The organism is Janibacter sp. HTCC2649 (assembly GCF_000152705.1).
In the GTDB taxonomy this organism is placed as follows: Bacteria; Actinomycetota; Actinomycetes; order Actinomycetales; family Dermatophilaceae; genus Knoellia.
Map to the genome: position 1 here is coordinate 1325848 of NZ_CH672413.1, position 17811 is coordinate 1343658.

Consider the following 17811-nt stretch of genomic DNA (forward strand, 5'->3'; position numbering starts at 1 on the left):
CGCAGCCAATTTTTCGGCCACCCTCTCCGGCTTCAGAACGGGATGATGTCCGGTCGCGGCGGTGGCGTCGGCGGTGCGTCGAAGACGAAGGTGATCCTGGGTCGTTGCTTCGTGGGTAGGCCGTGTCCGGCGTCGAGGTCGATGTGGGGTCGTGGTCCGGACAGGAGGGTGCCGTCGAACGCACGGACGCAGGGTCGTGCGTGGAGGGGTTTGCGGGTGTCCGCGTCGAGGAGGGCGTAGAGCTCTTCCTCGAAGGTGGTGGGGAACTCGACGGGCTGGCCGGGTGAGGCAGACGTCTTCGAGTCACGTTGCGTGTGTCCGGCGGTGATGAGGTGGAGGTGGTCCACGGGCCAGGTGGTGCGTTGCAGCCCGGTGGGGTCGGTCCAGGTGACGGTGCTGTCGGGGTGGAGCTTCACGGTCCAGCCGTCGCGTTGCTTGATCTGGTGGTGGCGCCGGCACAACGCCATGAGGTTGGTCGGGGAGGTGGGACCGGCCGGCCAGGGTCGGACGTGGTCGAGGTCGCACTGGCGTGAGGGCACACCGCAACCGGGGAAGCGACAGGATCCGTCGCGCAACCGGATGAGTCGGGCCATGCCGTCAGGGACCCGGTAGGACTGGCTGAAGTCTTCGAGGTCCTGGCCGCAGCGTTCGGCTTTGCGGCGAGCGTGCCGGGCTCGGCCCTGACCACGCGCGAAGGCGGCCGGGACGTCACCGTGCACGAGCGCACCGGTGTCGTTGTCGCAGGTGAGGTCACGGTCGGGGTTCGAGGTGCCAGCAGCGTCGAGCCATCCACGGGGGACGAACGTGGTCCCACCCTGCCCGAGCCCACCGACCTCGACGAGGTCCTCGGCCGCACCGCTCGCCCCAGTGGGCGCAGCCGCCTCCCATGATGAGGCGGTCTCGTCAGCAGGGGCGGCCTCGTCAGCAGTGGTGGTCTCGTCAGCAGGGGTGGTCTCGTCGGCGGTGGTGTCGGTGGGTCGCGCTTCGTCGTCGGCGGCGCGGGTGGCGTGAACGATGACCCTGACGTCGGAGTGTTCGAGGATGAGTTCCATCATCGCGTCAGACCGAGCCATCTCCAGGTTGCTGGCTTTCTTGTCGCGCACCAGCTGACGGGCGCGTTCCGTGACGGCAGCCCAAGCACCCCTCGCGTCTTCGACGCGGAAGTCCCCACGCCAGTGATCGGTGCCGTGCTCCCCGGTGCGGCGGGTCAACCCACGCCGGGCCCGCTCGTCCTCAGCTTCTTGGGCGACCGCATCCGGGTCGACCTGCGCCGCGGTGCGCGCCAACAACCGGCGCAGCGGCCCGGTCGTCAGTTGCCCCCACACGTCCTTGACCCGCTCCACAACCTCAGCCGCGGACTCCGCCGACAAGAACTCCGTCTCCTCGGTCACGACCCGGGCACGCTGCTCATCCAAATCACCCGACGCCATCGCATCCACCACCGCCGGGGTACGCGTCAGCTGACGGATCGCGTCCAGGATCCGGTTCGTCGCCATGTGCACCGAGCACCCCAACCGGGGTGCCGCGAGCTCGGGACCGTCCTGACGTTGGTGCCCCAACCCGTGATGGACCTCCACCGAGGTGCCGTCCTCCTGGCGGTGGAAGTCACGCGCGGACAGGTGCGCCAGAGCAACCGCCTGACGGGCCGACGCCACGTCCTTCTCACGTTGGGCGAGCTCGATGACGTCCAGGAGCTCCTCGGAACTCAACTCATGTGCGGAAGCACGCAACGCGGCATACCGGCCCTCAAGGGCGGCGGTCGCGGCGGTGCTTTCCATGACCTGATTTTACTCGAACGTGAGTTCTAGAGTCAAGGAATTCGGGCTACGCTCTGGGCTGAATTCCGCACTCGCACAACCGAATTCGATGTTCGGACTCGACAGGGCAGCGGATTCAGCGCTGGACCTTGCCCTTGACGACGATCGTCCTGGCGACCTTGTCGTGGATCGCCTGGTTCTTGTCGTCCGCCAGCGGCCAGACGAGGTCCGCCACCAGAGCAACGGTGCCGAGCAGTGACACATACGGCAGGTTGCCCATCGCCTGGACCGCTGCCTGGAAGCCGGCCCGTCGGAGGGCGGTGTCGATGTCGAGAGGGCCGGGACGGTCGAGACGCCGCACGCTGATGCCGACGGTCAACTTGCCGGGCGTCGCCGACCAGCGCACGAGGCAGAAGACCTGGTACACGAGGAACAGGATGAGCTGCACGGCAAGGAAAGCGACGAGGTACCCCAGGCGCACGTCGGTCAACGCGGCGTTCATCGCCTCGATGTCACCGGAGGTCATGGCCTTGTCGAACCCGTCCATGGCCGGCTCGACGGCCCGCCAGAGCAGCACGCCGCCGAAGACGAGGGCCAGGACGCCGACGATGATCGCGTCAAGGATGTAGGCCACGACTCGCAGCCCATACGACGCGAGAACGGGCTGGCCAGGCACTCCGGAGAGTCCGGTACGCCCGGACTGCCCAAGCCAAGTGGACCTGGGTTCGGGCGGCCCGGTCTGCGAGTGCGGCTGCGGTCCCCAGCCCGCGGGGCGCTCCTGCGGGCCCGACGACGGCGGCACCACGGGTGGGCCCTGGTGCGGGCGCTTGCGCAGCGGAGTCGTGTTCTTGGTCCAGAGGATGCCGTCGAAATAACGCAGCTCTTCGGGGTTGTCAGGGTTCTCGTACCACCCGGCGCTGCTCGGCGTGCTCATGCTCCGCAGGATGTCACACCGACCTGCCCGCCCCCGCATCGCCGGCGTGCGGGCGAGCGGGCATCACTCGGGTCAGCCGAGCGCGCGCTCGAAGGTGACGAGCACTCCCTCCGTGCCTCCGGGACCGATGCGTCCCTTGACCTCGACCGCGGTGATGGCCTTGCACTGCCATCCCTTGGAGGCCCACTCGTTGAGGATGGACTCGAGCTTTCCGGCGGACATCTTGCCCCCCATGAGCCCTTCGCGGACCTGGACAACCTTGTACTCATATCCCATGAAGACGAGCGTATGCCGCAGAGCTGGGCTCCGCGGCATACGTTGCGTTTCTTCGTGGTCGAGTCAGGCCGCGACGCTCCCGCGGTAGGTGCGGACCGCGAAGGCGTAGGCGACGACGAGGATGCCGACGCACCAGGCAAGGGCGACCCAGACGTCGTTGCCGACGGGCTGTTCGGCGAAGAGCCGGCGGAGGACATCCACGATGGTCGTGATGGGCTGGTTCTCGGCGAACGCGCGCACCGGTCCGGGCATCGAGGCGGTGGGCACGAAGGCCGAGCTGATGAACGGCAGGAAGAGCAGCGGGTAGGCGAACGCACTCGCGCCGTCGATCGTCTTGGCCGTGAGTCCGGGGATGACCGCCACCCAGGTGAGGGCCAGGGTCAGCAGGACGAGGATGCCGAGGATCGCGAGCCACGCGAGCGGCCCTGCGCCAGAACGGAATCCCATCGCCAGGCCGACGAGCACGACGATGACCAACGAGATGAGGTTGGCGACCAGCGACGTGAGGACGTGCGCCCAGAGGACCGACGAACGCGCGATGGGCATCGACCTGAATCGCTCGACGATGCCGCCCTGCATGTCCATGAAGAGGCGGAACGCCGTGTAGGAGATCCCCGAGGCGATGGTGATGACGAGGATGCCCGGCAGGAGGTAGCTGACGTAGGACTTCGTGCCGGTCTGGATGGCCCCGCCCAGGACGTAGACGAAGAGCAGCATCATGGCGATCGGCATGATCAACGTGGTGATGATCGTGTCGGGGCTGCGGGCGATGTGACGCAGGGACCGGCGCAGCAGGACGGTCGTGTCACTGAAGAAGTGGCTCGCGGTTGCCGACGCGGGGGCGACGGCGGTCGGGGCGGTGGCGGTGGTCATCGGTGTCTCCTCAGTTCTTCTTGGCGCCGACGACCGCGAGGAAGGCATCCTCGAGACTCGGCTGCTTCTCGACGTACTCGACCTCTGCCGGTGGCAGCAGGGCCTTGAGCTCGGCCAACGTCCCGTCGACGATGATCCGGCCCTCGTGGAGGATGGCAATGCGGTTGGCGAGGTGCTCGGCCTCGTCGAGGTACTGCGTCGTGAGCAGGACCGTGGTGCCCAGGGCGGCCACTTCCTTGATGGCGTCCCACACCTCGAGGCGCCCCTCGGGGTCGAGGCCCGTCGTCGGCTCGTCGAGGAAGATGGTGCGCGGGTCACCGATGAGGCTCATCGCGATGTCGAGGCGGCGCTGCATGCCACCGGAGTAGGTCGCCACGCGGCGACCCCCGGCTTCGGTGAGGGAGAACCGATGCAACATGCTGTCGGCGATGGCGGCCGGGTGTGCGAGGTGCCGCAGCTGGGCGACCATGATGAGGTTCTCGCGACCGGTGAGCATCCCGTCCACGGCGGCGAACTGCCCGGTGAGGCTGATCGCGGCCCGGACCGCTGCGGCGTCCGCCACGACGTCGAGGCCGTGAACGCTGGCCTCACCCGTGTCGGCCTTCAAGAGCGTGGAGAGGATCCGCACCAGCGTGGTCTTGCCGGCGCCGTTGCTGCCGAGCAGGGCGACGATGCTGCCCTGCTCGATCTCGAGGTCGACGCCGCGGAGGACCTCGAGCTCGCCGTAGGACTTGCGCAGCCCCGCGACGGCGATGGCCGGGGCGGCCTGGGTGGCAGTGGCGATGGTCATGACAGTGCCTTCCTGATCGTGATGTTGCCGTACTTGGTGACGGCCGCGATGGTCGCCGTGCGAGCCGCGTCCTCGGGACGACCCGCCGTCGGGGACAGCTCGCTGCGAACGTGGCCGTGGTCGGAGGCGACCTCGAGCCGGGCCGCCGTCCCGTCGAGGACGCCGACGTCGATGGAGCCGTAGCCCGTGGCGAGGGTGAGTTCGCCTTCGGTGATCGAGTCGACTCGCATCTGGCCGTAGGACGTCCGCGCGTCGAGACGGCCCGAGCTGCGACCCACCGAGATGTCACCGGTGCTTGCTCGCAGGGTGGCGCGACCGCCGCTCTCCCCCAGGCTGACGTTGCCTGCGCTGGTGCTCAGGTCGGCCTCGACGGTGGCGCGGCGGACGTCGACGTTGCCCGCTGAGGTGCGCAGCTGAGCGCGGGCAGTCTCGTCGGCGCGCACGTTGCCGGCCGACGTCTTGAGCGTGCATTCGCCGAGGCGGCCGGTGGCCTCGATGTCGCCGGCGGCGGTCTCGGCGTCGAGGTGGGATCCGCTGGGCAGCTCGATGAGCACCTCGACCGACGACGGGCGCCAGACGAGGCTGATCCCTCGGTCGCGCGGCGCGGTGACGTCGAGCACCCCGTCGACGAACGTGACGCTGGTGCGCTCGGCGGCGTCGACGTCGCCGGCTCGGTCGGGTCGCGAGGGAAGCACGGTGACGACCGTGTGCTCCGTGTCGGAGGCAATGGCGCGCAGTCCGCCGGCATGCAGGCGGACCCGGGCTCGGATCGGTGTGGGTGTGTCGAAGGTGGTCACGAGGGTCTCCTGAACGTGGTCGGTGAAGGTCATGGCGGGGGTCACTGGGCCCAGCCGGACAGCCGCTGGCCGCCCTTGGACGTCGTCACCGGACCGCCGGTGGCGCCGGGCAGGGGCGCGGTGGGAGCGCCCGGGCGGACGGCGAGGGTGAGGGTGCGGACGAGGAAGGCGTTGACCGACAGGCCCTGCTGCTCGGCAGCGGCTTCGATGTCGGCCTTGAGGCGGTCGGAGGGGCGGAAGGTGATGCGGGAGGTTCCGCCCTCGTCCCCCTCCTCCGCAGAGGTCGATGAAACGACAGGTGACGTCACGGGTGACGCCACTGCTGGGGCCTGCTCAGCCAGACCCGACACGACGAAGGCGAGTCCGCGCCCCGCGAGCCGGACATCCACGGAGGCCGGCGTGAGGGCGAGGGTGATCTCGGCGGCGGCGTCAACAACCGCCTCCTGCAACGTCAGTCGGACGGCTGAGTCCAGTGGAGCAGCGAGTCGTTCGGCAACGGCTTCGGCCTCGGGGCCACCGGCGGCGGCCGCCACGGCGAGCTGCTGCTGCAGCGAGTCGACATATCGAGTGAGTTCCATGACGTCATGGTGACACCACTGTGACGTCACTGTCAACACCCATGACGCCACACATCACACCCTCGTCGTGCCCACCACGGACGGCGAGCGCCAGCGAGTTGTCCGTGGTGGGCACGAAGAGGAAGTGGGCACACGAAAAAGCGAGGGTGTGCCGGGTGCTGAGCACCCGGCATACCCTCGCCGTTTTGTGTGTGGAGCGGTTGCCTCAGAGGTTGCCGCGGGCGTCCTGCTCGCGCTCGATGGACTCGAAGAGGGCCTTGAAGTTGCCCTTGCCGAAGCCGAGCGAGCCGTGCCGCTCGATGATCTCGAAGAAGACCGTCGGGCGGTCGCCGAGAGGCTTGGTGAAGATCTGCAGGAGGTAGCCGTCCTCGTCGCGGTCGACGAGGATCTTGCGCGACTTGAGCTCTTCGATCGGGACGCGGACCTCACCGATGCGGGCGCGCATCTCGGGGTCGTCGTAGTAGGCATCGGGGGTGTCGAGGAACTCCACGCCCTCCTTGCGGAGCTCGTCGACGCTGCGCAGGATGTCGTTCGTCGCGACGGCGAGGTGCTGTGCGCCCGGACCCTGGTAGAAGTCGAGGTACTCGTCGATCTGGCTGCGCTTCTTGGCGATCGCCGGCTCGTTGAGCGGGAACTTCACGCGGTGGTTGCCATTGGCGACGACCTTGGACATGAGCGCGGAGTAGTCGGTGGCGATGTCGTCGCCGACGAACTCGGCCATGTTCACGAAGCCCATGACGCGGTTGTAGAACGACACCCACTCGTCCATCTTGCCGAGCTCGACGTTGCCGACGATGTGGTCGAGCGCCTGGAAGAGACGCTTCGGGGCGCCGTCGCGCTTGACGAAGGACGAGCTGCGGGCGACGTAGCCCGGGAGGTAGGGACCGGAGTAGGTCTGACCGTCCACGGTGCGCTGCACGAGCGTGTGGCGGGTCTCGCCATAGGTCGCGATCGCACCGATGCGCACGGAGCCGAACTCGTCGGACACCGTCTCGGCCTCCTGCACGACGCGGGCGCCGGCGGCCTTGGCCTGGGCGATGCACTTGTCGACGTCGGGCACCTCGAGGGAGATGTCGACGACGCCGTCACCGTGCTTGGTGTGGTGCGCGATGAGCGGGCTGTCGGGGCTGACCGCGCCCTTGAGGACGAAGCGGATCGAGCCGGACTTGAGGACGAACGCCTTGTGGTCGCGGTTGCCGTTCTCCGGGCCCGAGTAGCCGACGAGCTCCATGCCCCACGTGCCCTGGTAGTAGGCGGCGGCCTGGGTCGCGTTGCCGACGACGAAGACGATCGCGTCCCAGCCGGTGACGGGGAACGGGTCCTTGCTCTCGTCGTACTCGACGAGGCCGACGAGCTGCTTGAGCTGCTCGAGGTTGAGGTTGGCCTCGCGCTCCTGCGGGGTGAGGTCGAGCGGAGTGGGCTGCGACGCTGTGTCCGTGGTCGGGTTCGTGATCGTGGTGTCGGTCATGGTTGCAGGGTGTCTGACCCACGCAGGATGTGCAACGGTATGCCGCCGCGCTGCACAGTCTGCGCATGATGTTGCCTTTGCATGGGCATGGGGTCGACACTGTGCCCATGATCCGACCCGACGGCATCGACGCCTTGGACGCGCGACTCATCGCGCTCTTCACCGAGAACCCCACGGTGGGAGTGCTGGGCGCCTCCCGTCGTCTGGGCGTCGCCCGAGGCACGGTGCAGGCCAGACTCGATCGCCTCCAGGGCCGCGGGATCATCTCGGCGATGGGCCCGCAGGTCGACCCGAAGGCTCTCGGCTACCCGGTGACGGCCTTTTGCACCCTGGAGATCCGCCAGCGTCAGGGCCACGCGCCCGTCGTCGCCCACTTGGCGGCCATCCCCGAGGTGCTCGAGATCCACTCCACGACTGGGGTGGGCGATCTCATCGTCCGGGTCGTCGCGCGTGACAACGCCGACCTCGGCCGGGTCATCGACGAGATCATCGACGACGTCCACGTGCTGCGGGCCAACACGTCCATGTGCCTCGTGACCCACCTCGACCACCGCACCGGTCCCCTCGTCGAGGCGTCGGCCCAGCGCAGCTCCGACTGAGCAGGCAGGCACCGATCCGGGCTCCCAGCGGTCAGACCGGGAACGCGTTGCCGAGCAGGAACGCTGCCCAGATCGAGCCGACAATGAGCACGCCACCCACGATCGACTGTGCAGTGCCACGCGAGTTCTGGGTCCGGTGACGCGCGAGCCCACCGATGACCACCAGGGCGATGCCGCCGAGGTTCATCGGCGCCGCGACGAGCCAGGCCCACTGGCCGGTGACGAACGCACCCACGGTGAATGCCAGGCCGAGGACGAGGCCCACCGCAACCAGAAGGATCTGGCCGATCCTGATCCTGAGCTCGAGGTAGGAGTCGAGCAGGCTCACCAGGTGCCGAACTCGGTGCTCGGCGTGGTGCCACGACCATCCTCTGGCGACACCGGTTGGCGGCCGTCCTGGACTGCCTCCGCTGGCACTGGCCAGTCCGGCATACGCACCGGAGGTGCTTCAAAGTCAGCCTGGGTCGACAGTCGCTCGAAGCCTTCGTCGAACTCGGGGTCCTTGTCGCGCTCCTGGTCGATCACCCGCTGAATCCCGACCCCGATGCTGTCGCGATAGTCGACGGCGCTGGCGTGCTCGTCGCGACCCGACATGACCTCCGCCCACGTCGTCTCATCGCGGTCGATCCGACGCTGCAGCACCTGACGGCTGGAGCCCAGCGCTCCCGAGCGTGCTTCCTTCTCCTCCTCCTCGCGGTCCGCGCGCGTCTCGTCGGCCTCCGCCGCAAGCTCTGCTCGGGCCCGCTCGATCACCTCGGCCGCCGAAGCGACTCCGGCCATCACTTCGGCGATCTCGGCCTCCTGCCGGCGCAGCTGGGCCTGGGCCTCGAACAGCGCGTCCTCGTCCTCGCGATGCCCCGCCACTAGAAGCCAGCTCCGGCCGTGTCGTTGACGTGCCCGCCCGCGTCTGCCTGGGCCTTGGCCGCCATGAGGTTGAAGGACATGGTGAGTGCGGTGAGCACCCCCTCCATGGCTGCGCAGGCCGCGGCCAGGGCGGGAATGAGCTTGGAGAGGCTCTTGATGAGGTCAATGGCCTCGCCCACGAGACGAATGGCTCGCCGCACGCCGGCGCCTCCCGTGAGCACCTCCTTGGCGAGCTTCGCGACGCTCAGCGTCAGCACCCACTCCTCGATGAGGCCCAACAGGCTGCACACCGAGCTCACGACCTGCGAGGTGGCCTGGAGCATGTTGCCCAGCTGACGACTCATGAGGGCACAGGCGGTTCCCTGCCGGGTGTGGGCCGACGCGTGCTTGAGAAGCGTGCTGTGTGCCCGGTGCGCTGCGGGAGCGACCCAGGCGTCGTCCACGGCTCCGGCGATCGTGGAGTAGTTCGTGCCGACGCACTTGAGGGCCAGACCGGTGTTGTACCAGTTGGACTTCATCTCATCGACGCCGTTGAAGTCACCGGCAACGGGAGACATGATCTTCTCGATCAGGGACCAGTGGCAGATCTTCTTGATGGCCCAGTCGATGGTTTGCAGGATCGGACCGCAGTTGCCCTTGGCGTTCTCGATCATCTGCCCATAGGCCTCGCTGTCCTCGGCCGCGACCAGGAGGTCGGCCGGATTCTGCAGCGTGATGGTGGTCATCGCTTGCCCCCGTTCTCGAAGTCGTCGTAGTCGCCCGCGTCGTCGTTCGCGTCGTTGATGTCGCCCGCCGAGCCAAACAGTTCCTGGACGTCGTCGGCCACGTTGATCGGCGCCAAGGGGTTGACGGCTCCGTGACTCCGGCGCGGGTTGTCGCCTCGGTGCTTGTAGGTCTCGTTCTGGTGCTTCTCGTACTCGCGGTCACCCTTGTCGGTCACGTCGTCCGTCGCCGTGGCCCCGTACTTCCCGACCTCGACGATCGGCAGGCCCGTCGAGGGGTCCGTCCCGCTGATGCTCGGCAGGTCGACCTTGACCTCGATGCCCTTCAGGCGCGTCGATGACTCGACGTCGTCGTGCCGGTACTGCTTGAGGTTGGCACCGATCGTCTGAGCGATACCTCCAGCGCTGAGGACTCCCTTGGCGAGGCTGGCATCGACCTGCCCGTAGGCCTCGCGGTAGTCACCCTCGAAGAGGTCCAGGAAGCCCGTGAAGGCACCGAAGTTCGAGCAGTTGTCGGTGACGAACGTGTGCGCCTTCGCCAGGTACTGCTTGTTCATGCGCACAGCCTCTTGAAGGCCCTTGACGCCTTCGATGTTGACCTCGATGCTCACGAGGCCACCCCCCTTCTCGTCGCCGGATGCGTTGGGGCAACCGTAGGTCGCCCGGCGACATCGCGCGATGGGGAGCAGTCCCCGTCCACGCCCTGCTCAGCGACGACCGACGAACCAGAGCCTCAGCTTGTCGATGCGAACGGCCACCTGCTCGGACGTGGCCGCGGCGAGTTCCGGTCCGCCACAGGCCCTTCGGAGTTCCATGTGCACGTTGGCGTGCGGCGCCCCGCTCTTCTTGGCGTATGCCGCGACGAGCTTGTTGAGTTCCTTGCGTTGCGCTGCGAGCGCACGGTGGGCCGAGATCGGCACCTCCGAGGCCCGGGGCTTGCGCCCGGTCGCGTTGGACTGCTTGGCCTGACGTTCGTGCAACAGCGCGGACACCTGGTCGGGCTCGAGCAGACCGGGTAGCCCGAGGTAGTCCTGCTCCTCGTCGGACCCGACGTCGGCGTGCAGGCCGAACTGCTGGGCGTCGAAGAGCACGTGGTCGAAGTGGGCGTCGGACTCGAGCGCCTCGAAGCTCTCCTCCTCCAACCCCATCGTCTTGTCGGTGCGGTTGGCGGCCGCGATGAGGCTCTCCTCCTCGGCCCACATGGACGCCTCGGCCTCGGGGTCGCTCTTGCGGTTGAGGGCGTGGTCGCGCTCGAGCTCCATCGACGCGGCGTGCTCGAGGATCGTGGGCACCGACGGCAGGAAGACCGATGCGGTCTCCCCGCGCTTGCGGGCGCGCACGAACCGCCCGACCGCCTGCGCGAAGAAGAGCGGCGTGGACGTCGACGTGGCATAGACGCCGACGCAGAGCCGGGGCACGTCGACGCCTTCGGACACCATGCGCACGGCGACCATCCAGCGTTGGTTGCCCGCGGCATACTCCTCGATCCGCTGGCTCGACCCGACATCGTCGGAGAGGACGACCGTGGTCTTCTCCCCCGTGATCGAGTGCAGGATCTTGGCGTAGGCGCGGGCCGTCGTCTGGTTTGTCGCGATGACGAGACCACCGGCGTCGGGCACGTGGCGACGGACCTCGGTGAGGCGCTTGTCGGCCGCGGCGAGGACCGACGGCACCCACTCCCCCTTGGGGTCCAGCGCGGTGCGCCAGGCATGGGCAGTCTGGTCCTTGGTGAGCGGCTCGCCGAGGCGGGCGGCGATCTCGTCACCGGCCTTGGTGCGCCAGCGCATCGCGCCGCCGTAGGCGAGGAAGAGCACGGGTCGGACGACAGCGTCACGCAGGGCGGCGGCATACCCGTAGGTGTAGTCGGCCGCGGAGCGGACGATCCCGGCCTCGTCCATCTCGTAGCGGACGAACGGAATGGGGTTGGAGTCGGAGCGGAACGGCGTCCCGGTGAGCGAGAGCCGTCGCGCCGCAGGCGTGAAGGCCACCCGGATCGCGTCACCCCAGCTGCGCGCGTCCCCGCCGTGGTGGATCTCGTCGAGGATGACGAAGGTCGGGGTCGCCTCGGTCCGCCGCTGGTGCAGATCGGGCCGCGCCGCGACCTGGGCGTAGGTCAGGGCGACACCGTCGTACTCGTGGGAGTGCACGGCCGTGGAGTTGGAGAACTTCGGGTCGAGCTGGATGCCGACGCGCGCCGCGGCCTCGGACCACTGGGTCTTGAGGTGCTCGGTCGGTGCGATGACCGTGATCGCCTTGACCTCGCCGCTCTCGAGCAGCTCCGCGGCGATCCGCAGCGCATAGGTCGTCTTGCCGGCACCCGGCGTCGCGACCGCGAGGAAGTCCTTGGCGTCCGCCTCGAGGTAGGCCGTCAGGGCCTCCTGCTGCCAGGCGCGCAACTTCGCGGCGGTACCCCACGCGGCCCGCTCGGGGAAGGCGGGGCTGAGGTGGCTGGCAGCAGAGGTACTCATCGGCTCCGCAAGGGTAACGAGGATTTCGAGACGACATGCCGGGGGTCTGCCTCACGCCCGGGCGCGCCGACGTGTGCTTCGTCGCCCTCGGCGAGCCAGGGCCCCGGACGGCGGGGTTGCGGTGCGCTCAGGACGCTCGGAAGGCCACCCAGGAATTCTGCATCCGTGTGCGCTGGCCTGCGGTGAAGTGGTCCATGCAGGCGTCGTGGCTGTAGTCCATGAAGTTCTTGATGGGGTCGAGGCCGGGCAGAGTGCACGTGTCACGACCGGTCGGACAGCCGCTGGCGGGACTCGCCTCCGCGGGGGTGTCCGTGACGTAGTCGCCGATCCGCGAACACCCGTTCAGGAAGGTGTGGTGCAGGTTGAGCCAGTGACCGACCTCGTGCGTCGCCGTGTCCCCGAGGTTGTACGGCGCTGCGGTCCCGCCGGGCACTGACTGATCGAGCAGGACGACCCCGTCCATCGGGTCGACGATCGTCCGCGGGAAGGTCGCCCAGCCGAGGAGGTCACCGGCGAGCCTCGCGGTGTAGATGTTGAGGTCGGCCTTGCCGCCGACGTGGAGCGCGGTCTTCATGGCGCGCTCGGCCGAGCTGCCGTGATCCAGGCCGGAGTACCAGGTCGCGTTGTCGGTCGTCGTCGTGCTGACGAGCGAGAACGAGAACCCCGAGCCGGCATACGCCTGGTTGAGCACGCTGATCTGGTTGGCGATCTGCGTCGGGCTCAGCGCACCGCTCGACCCGTTCTTGATCGTGTGCCACCGCACCTTGATCACCGTGGGGGTGAACGCGGCGGCCCCGGTGACCGTCTTGGCCGCCGTGCCGGTCCGCGAGGTGACGCCCTTGGCGGCGAGTGCCTTGGTGAAGGTGGTTTCGAGCCGGGTCGCCTGCGCCGGGGTGAGCTCGTGCGGGTCCTTCGCGCGAGCTGAACGCCCGACCGTGAAAGCGTCCGCGACCTTCGGGGCCAAGCACTGCACGGCGGGTGCATCGGCTGAAGTCGGTTGCGCCACAGCCCCGCTGGGGCCGAGGCCAACCGCGGCCGCACACAGGGCCAGACCCGCGATGAGCGCCGCCGGGCGGAGCAGACGAGCAGACATGACACGTTCCCTTCAGGACGCCGGCGCCCCCGTCGGCCCCGCGATGTGCCAAAACCTACCCGTCTCCGGACAGCCGTGAGGGCCCGTCGGGAGACGGGCCCTCACCTGCTGCCTCGATGAGGCCGAGCGATCAGCCGCGGAAGGCGACCCAGGCGCTCTGCATGCGCGTGATCTGGCCTGCGGTGAAGTGATCCATGCAGGAGTCGATCGTGTAGTCCATGAAGTTCTTGATCGGGTCCAGGCCGGGCAGGGTGCACGTGTCGCGACCCGTCGGGCAACCGGACGCGGGGCTGGCCTCGGCCGCGGTGTCGGTGACGTAGTCACCAGCAGTGTCCGAGCAGCCGCCCTGGAACGTGTGGTAGAGGTTCAGCCAGTGGCCGATCTCGTGGGTGGCCGTGTCGCCCAGGTTGTAGGACGTGGCCGAGCCCCCGGGCAGGCTCTCGTCGAGGATGACGACGCCGTCCATGGAGTCGACGCGCTTCTTGGGGAAGGTGGCCCAGCCGAGCAGACCGCCAGCAAGGTTGGCGCTGTAGATGTTGAGGTCACCGTTGTCGCCCGTGCGCAGCGCGCTCTTCATGTTGCGCTCGGCGGTGGTGCCGTAGTCGAGTCCGTTGTACCAAGTGGCGTTGTTGGTCGTCGTCGTCCCCTTGAGGGCGAACGAGAAACCCGAGCCGGAGTATGCCGCGTTGAGGACGCTGATCTGGGCGTTGATCTCGCTGGCGGTCAGGACGCCCTTGGAACCGTCGGTGATCGTGTGCCAGTAGACGTCGATCACGGCCGGGGTGAAGGCCCCACCGCCGCCCGGCTTCCTGGCCTCGCCCGAGGCGTTGCGCTCGAGACCCTTCGCCGCGAGTGCCTTGGCGAGCTGGGCCTCCATGGCCTTGGCCTGCGCGGTCGTGACGTCGTGCGGGTCGCGGGCCCGAGAGGTGCCCCGAGCGCCCATGGCCTGGTCGGCGTGCACATCGGTGGCGCACTCGGCCTTGACGCTGCTCTCACCGGCGGTCTGGATGGCTGACGCGCTCGACATCCCCAGGCCGAGGCTGGCAGCCGACAGGATCGAGGCCGCGAGGATGGCGACGGAACGCAATGGACGAACAGACATGTGGTGTCCCTTTCGGTTTGCACAAACCCCTGTGAGGTCTGGATCTTCCGAACCTAGCGAGGCCGTCGTGCTCGCGGATACCAAAGGCGTCCCATGACTCGGTCAAGGTTTGGCAAAGTGGACGAAGGGCTACTCGCCGCCGTCCTGGGGCTTGCGCAGGCCTTCGTAGATCTCTTTGCACTCGGGGCAGACCGGAAACTTCTTGGGGTCGCGACCGGGGACCCAGACCTTGCCGCACAGCGCCGTCACCGGTTCGCCGGACAGGGCGGACTCGAGGATCTTCTCCTTGCGCACGTAGTGCGAGAAGCGCTCGTGGTCACCAGGCTCCGCGACCTGAGGGATCGTCTCTTCGCGCTCGAGCACGGCCGTCTGCGTCGACGGGCCGGACGGCTGCTGCTGGGGGGCGTTGGGGTCGCTCATGGGCGTCAGTGGGTCACTCACGCCACCCAGACTACGTCGGGTTGCTCCGGGTTCAGGTGAGCTCGGGCTCGGCTGGGCGCAGGTTCAGTTGAGTTCGGGGTCCGACGGGTAGTAGGCCACGAACGCGAGCTCTCCCCTCTGGCGGCGCAGCACCGATTCCCAGAGGTGGTCGGGGTCGCCGGTGAGCAGGTCGCCGGACTGGGAGTCCACGACGAACCATGACCCACGACGCAGCTCGCCCTCGAGCTGCCCGCTGGACCACCCGGCATATCCGGCAAAGATCCGGAGCCCGCCAACCTCGGGCATGACGAGTGTCGGAGGGGTGTCGAGGTCGACGATGGCGACCGATCCGAAGAGCCGCTTGCTCCCGGGAGGTGGTTCGGCCCCACCGCGGAAGGTGATCAACCCGAGGGCGGAGTCCAGCTGGACCGGACCGCCCTGGAAGAGCGTCTGCGGCGAGGAGATGTGTTCGCCCCAACCGGGGAGGACGGAATCGACGTCGGCGCCCAAGGGCTTGTTGAGAACAACCCCTTGAGCGCCGTTGACGTCGTGTTGGAGCACGAGGATCACACTGCGGTGAAACACCCCGTCATCGAGTTGCGGGGTGGAGACGAGAAGTCGTCCCGTCGTGCTGTCAGCGTCCACGGTTCCATTCTGCACGGCCACCCGCGCGGCTGCCCGCACCGCGACGTTCGCCACCGCGAGGAGCGCCTGAGCCGCCACCAGAACCGTTGCGCGAGGCTCCCTGGAAGCGACGCGGCGGGCCACCGGGGCGACGGCCACGCTGCTCCTTGGCCTCGAGCAGCGGCATCCAGACGTGGTCCGCCACGGGGACGCCGGAGGGCATGCGACCACCGGCAGCGGCGACGTGCTGGTCACCCGGGATGACGCGGATCGGCGCGACGTCGAGCCCAGCGGCCTCGGCGAGACGTTCCATGGTCCGCTTCTGGTGCGGGAGGGCGAAGGTCACGACGGTGCCCTTCTCCCCTGCGCGGGCCGTGCGGCCGGCGCGGTGCAGGTAGTCCTTGTGGTCCGCGGGCGGGTCGGCCTGGAGGACGAGACCGATGTCGTCGACGTGGATGCCGCGGGCGGCGACGTCGGTGGCGACGAGCACGGGCAGCGATCCGTCACGAAAGGCACCGAGTGCGCGGTTGCGCAGGTTCTGCGACAGACCACCGTGGATGGCCGCCGCGAGGACGCCCTTCTCACGGAGCTCGCGAGCGATGCGGTCGGCGCCGAGCTGGGTGCGCACGAAGACCACCGTGCGACCGTCGCGTGCAGCGAGCTCGGCCGTGAGCTGCTTCTTGTTGTTGGGGTCGATGAGCATGATGTGGTGGCTCATCGTCGTGACGCTGGCCTGCGCGTCCTCGGTCGAGTGCGTGACCGGGTCGCTGAGGTAGCGGTCGACGAGCTTGTCGATGCCCTTGTCGAGCGTCGCCGAGAAGAGCAGTCGCTGACCACCAGCGGGAATCTTGTCCATGATCGCGGTGACCTCGGGCATGAAGCCCATGTCGGCCATGTGGTCGGCCTCGTCGAGGATGACGACCTGGACGTCGTCGAGCTCGCAGGCGCCGCGCTCGATGAGGTCGTTGAGACGACCGGGCGTGGCAACGAGGATGTCGATGCCGCTCTTGAGGGCCCTGACCTGGGGCTCGTAGGACAGGCCACCGGCGACGAGCTTGTGACGCAGCCCGGTGACGTGCACGAGCGGCTCGAGGGCGTCGCTCACCTGCATGGCGAGCTCACGCGTCGGCACCATGATGAGTGCACGCGGGCGCTTGGGTGCCGGGCGGGTTCCGTCGACGAGACGGGTGATGGTCGGCAGGCCGAACGCGAGCGTCTTGCCCGAGCCGGTCTGGCCGCGCCCGAGGACGTCGCGACCCGCGAGGGCGTCGGGGATCGTGGCTTCCTGGATCGGGAACGGCGAGGTGATGCCGTCACGGGCGAGGCGCTCGACGAGACGTGCGTCGACACCGAGCTTGGCGAAGCCGTTCTCGTCAGTGACCTCGGCGGGGCCGGTGCCCTTCTTGGACTCGTACTTCACCCAGGTGTCGGCCTGAGCGCGCTCGGCCTCGGCCTCTTCGAAGGTGCGCTGCTCGGGCAGGTCGTTGCGTCGCTCGTCGAAGTGACGGCCTTCGTGGCGGTCACGACGCACGGGGTCGGCGACGCGGCGCGCGGGGGTGTCGCTGTCGCGACGGAACGGCGGGCGGCCGTCGCGGCGCTCGCCGTAGGAGGTGGTGGGGCGGCTACTGCGCTCGCTACGGTCATCGCGACGGGGGCCTGCGTATCCGAGGCGCGCGTTGCGCTCGCCGCGCTGAGGGCCGCCGTATGCCGGACGGTCACCGCGGTCGGGGCGGTCACCACGGTCGTCACGGCGGGGAGCGGAGGTGCCACGGTCGTCGCGACCCTGGTAGCCACCGCGCGAGTCGGGGCGAGAGTCGCGACCCTGGTAGCCACCGCGCGAGTCGGAGCGGTCGTCACGACGCTGGCCGAAGGCGGGGCGCTCACCACGGCTGTCACCGCGCGAGTCGGGGCGAGAGTCGCGACCCTGGTAGCCACCGCGCGAGTCGGAGCGGTCGTCACGACGCTGGCCGAAGGCGGGGCGCTCACCACGGCTGTCACCGCGCGAGTCGGGACGAGTGTCGCGACCCTGGTAGCCACCGCGCGAGTCCGAACGGCTGTCGCGACCCTGGTAACCGCCACGTGAGTCGGAACGGTCGTCACGACGCGGACCCGAGGAGGCGCGGTCGTCGCGACGCTCCGGACGGTCACTGCGCTCGGGACGGGCGCCTCGGTCCTCGCGGTCCCACCGGGGGCTGCGCTCGGCGCGGGGCGCCTTGGTGCGGGGGCCTTCGGGCTGACCGCGGTGGGTCTTCTTGGGACCCTTGGACTGCGCCGCGGACTTCTGCGACGAGGTCCAACGCGGCTTCTTGCCGCCTGAGGAAATCTTCTTGGGCATGCTGAATCACTCGATCCGAGTCGATGGTGTGGGCGTATACGGCCCTCCACGCGACGTCTGTGTCAACGAGATTCAACGGGCTGGAACGCGGGCGCCGGAAGTGGCGCAAGG

The 17811-nt window shown here is 68.7% G+C and carries 19 protein-coding genes; 1 reads left to right on the plus strand and 18 read right to left on the minus strand.

What is annotated here, in order from left to right; genetic code table 11:
• Nucleotides 1–32 precede the first annotated feature (32 nt).
• From JNB_RS06300 to hppD, 8 genes are all read right to left on the minus strand, one after another.
• Nucleotides 33–1778 carry an HNH endonuclease signature motif containing protein gene (locus JNB_RS06300; protein ID WP_009775586.1) on the minus strand — a complete coding sequence of 582 codons (1746 nt, stop codon included), beginning with the start codon at nucleotides 1776–1778 and terminating at the stop codon, nucleotides 33–35.
• 115 nt (nucleotides 1779–1893) lie between these two features.
• Complete coding sequence (locus tag JNB_RS06305; RefSeq protein ID WP_009775587.1) at nucleotides 1894–2691, minus strand: RDD family protein; 798 nt, start codon at nucleotides 2689–2691, stop codon at nucleotides 1894–1896.
• Between the two features lie 72 nt (nucleotides 2692–2763).
• Nucleotides 2764–2967 carry a DUF4177 domain-containing protein gene (locus JNB_RS06310; RefSeq protein WP_009775588.1) on the minus strand — a complete coding sequence of 68 codons (204 nt, stop codon included), beginning with the start codon at nucleotides 2965–2967 and terminating at the stop codon, nucleotides 2764–2766.
• 63 nt (nucleotides 2968–3030) lie between these two features.
• Nucleotides 3031–3840: an ABC transporter permease gene (locus tag JNB_RS06315; protein WP_009775589.1), complete on the minus strand. Its 810-nt coding sequence runs from the start codon at nucleotides 3838–3840 to the stop codon at nucleotides 3031–3033.
• A gap of 10 nt (nucleotides 3841–3850) precedes the next feature.
• The gene (locus JNB_RS06320) at nucleotides 3851–4630 is read right to left on the minus strand and encodes an ABC transporter ATP-binding protein (protein WP_009775590.1); all 780 of its coding nucleotides are present in this window, start codon (nucleotides 4628–4630) and stop codon (nucleotides 3851–3853) included.
• Nucleotides 4627–5427 carry a DUF4097 family beta strand repeat-containing protein gene (locus JNB_RS06325; RefSeq protein ID WP_040884312.1) on the minus strand — a complete coding sequence of 267 codons (801 nt, stop codon included), beginning with the start codon at nucleotides 5425–5427 and terminating at the stop codon, nucleotides 4627–4629. Before JNB_RS06325 ends, JNB_RS06320 begins: the two co-directional genes overlap by 4 nt.
• Before the next feature lie 41 nt (nucleotides 5428–5468).
• Nucleotides 5469–6005 (minus strand): hypothetical protein, encoded by a 537-nt coding sequence (locus JNB_RS06330; protein ID WP_009775592.1) that lies wholly within the window; start codon nucleotides 6003–6005, stop codon nucleotides 5469–5471.
• Nucleotides 6006–6210: 205 nt separating this feature from the next.
• A complete protein-coding gene (gene hppD, locus JNB_RS06335; RefSeq protein ID WP_009775594.1) occupies nucleotides 6211–7473 on the minus strand; it encodes a 4-hydroxyphenylpyruvate dioxygenase in 1263 nt (420 codons plus the stop codon).
• A 107-nt stretch (nucleotides 7474–7580) separates the two neighbouring features.
• Between hppD and JNB_RS06340 the strand changes: the two genes are divergently transcribed.
• A complete protein-coding gene (locus JNB_RS06340; RefSeq protein WP_009775595.1) occupies nucleotides 7581–8072 on the plus strand; it encodes an Lrp/AsnC family transcriptional regulator in 492 nt (163 codons plus the stop codon).
• A gap of 31 nt (nucleotides 8073–8103) precedes the next feature.
• Here JNB_RS06340 and JNB_RS06345 read toward each other — a convergent pair whose 3' ends face one another.
• The 10 genes from JNB_RS06345 to JNB_RS06390 form a co-directional block, all read right to left on the minus strand.
• The gene (locus JNB_RS06345; RefSeq protein WP_009775596.1) at nucleotides 8104–8400 is read right to left on the minus strand and encodes a hypothetical protein; all 297 of its coding nucleotides are present in this window, start codon (nucleotides 8398–8400) and stop codon (nucleotides 8104–8106) included.
• A complete protein-coding gene (locus tag JNB_RS06350) occupies nucleotides 8397–8936 on the minus strand; it encodes a hypothetical protein (RefSeq protein WP_009775597.1) in 540 nt (179 codons plus the stop codon). Before JNB_RS06350 ends, JNB_RS06345 begins: the two co-directional genes overlap by 4 nt.
• Entirely contained in the window at nucleotides 8936–9661 is a 726-nt protein-coding gene (locus JNB_RS06355) for a hypothetical protein (RefSeq protein ID WP_009775598.1), read from the minus strand. The genes JNB_RS06350 and JNB_RS06355 overlap by 1 nt, the downstream gene beginning before the upstream one ends.
• Entirely contained in the window at nucleotides 9658–10269 is a 612-nt protein-coding gene (locus JNB_RS06360; protein ID WP_009775599.1) for a hypothetical protein, read from the minus strand. Before JNB_RS06360 ends, JNB_RS06355 begins: the two co-directional genes overlap by 4 nt.
• A 96-nt stretch (nucleotides 10270–10365) precedes the next feature.
• On the minus strand, nucleotides 10366–12126 hold the full coding sequence (locus tag JNB_RS06365; protein ID WP_009775600.1) for a DEAD/DEAH box helicase: 1761 nt from the start codon (nucleotides 12124–12126) through the stop codon (nucleotides 10366–10368).
• 127 nt (nucleotides 12127–12253) lie between these two features.
• Nucleotides 12254–13219 carry a zinc metalloprotease gene (locus tag JNB_RS06370; protein ID WP_009775601.1) on the minus strand — a complete coding sequence of 322 codons (966 nt, stop codon included), beginning with the start codon at nucleotides 13217–13219 and terminating at the stop codon, nucleotides 12254–12256.
• A 130-nt stretch (nucleotides 13220–13349) separates the two neighbouring features.
• Nucleotides 13350–14321 (minus strand): zinc metalloprotease, encoded by a 972-nt coding sequence (locus JNB_RS06375; RefSeq protein ID WP_040883629.1) that lies wholly within the window; start codon nucleotides 14319–14321, stop codon nucleotides 13350–13352.
• A gap of 129 nt (nucleotides 14322–14450) precedes the next feature.
• Nucleotides 14451–14741, minus strand: a complete 291-nt coding sequence (locus JNB_RS06380; protein WP_009775603.1) for a DUF3039 domain-containing protein — start codon at nucleotides 14739–14741, stop codon at nucleotides 14451–14453.
• 84 nt (nucleotides 14742–14825) lie between these two features.
• A complete protein-coding gene (locus JNB_RS06385; protein WP_040884313.1) occupies nucleotides 14826–15386 on the minus strand; it encodes a YqgE/AlgH family protein in 561 nt (186 codons plus the stop codon).
• Nucleotides 15376–17700: a DEAD/DEAH box helicase gene (locus JNB_RS06390; protein WP_009775605.1), complete on the minus strand. Its 2325-nt coding sequence runs from the start codon at nucleotides 17698–17700 to the stop codon at nucleotides 15376–15378. Before JNB_RS06390 ends, JNB_RS06385 begins: the two co-directional genes overlap by 11 nt.
• Between the last annotated feature and the right edge of the window lie 111 nt (nucleotides 17701–17811).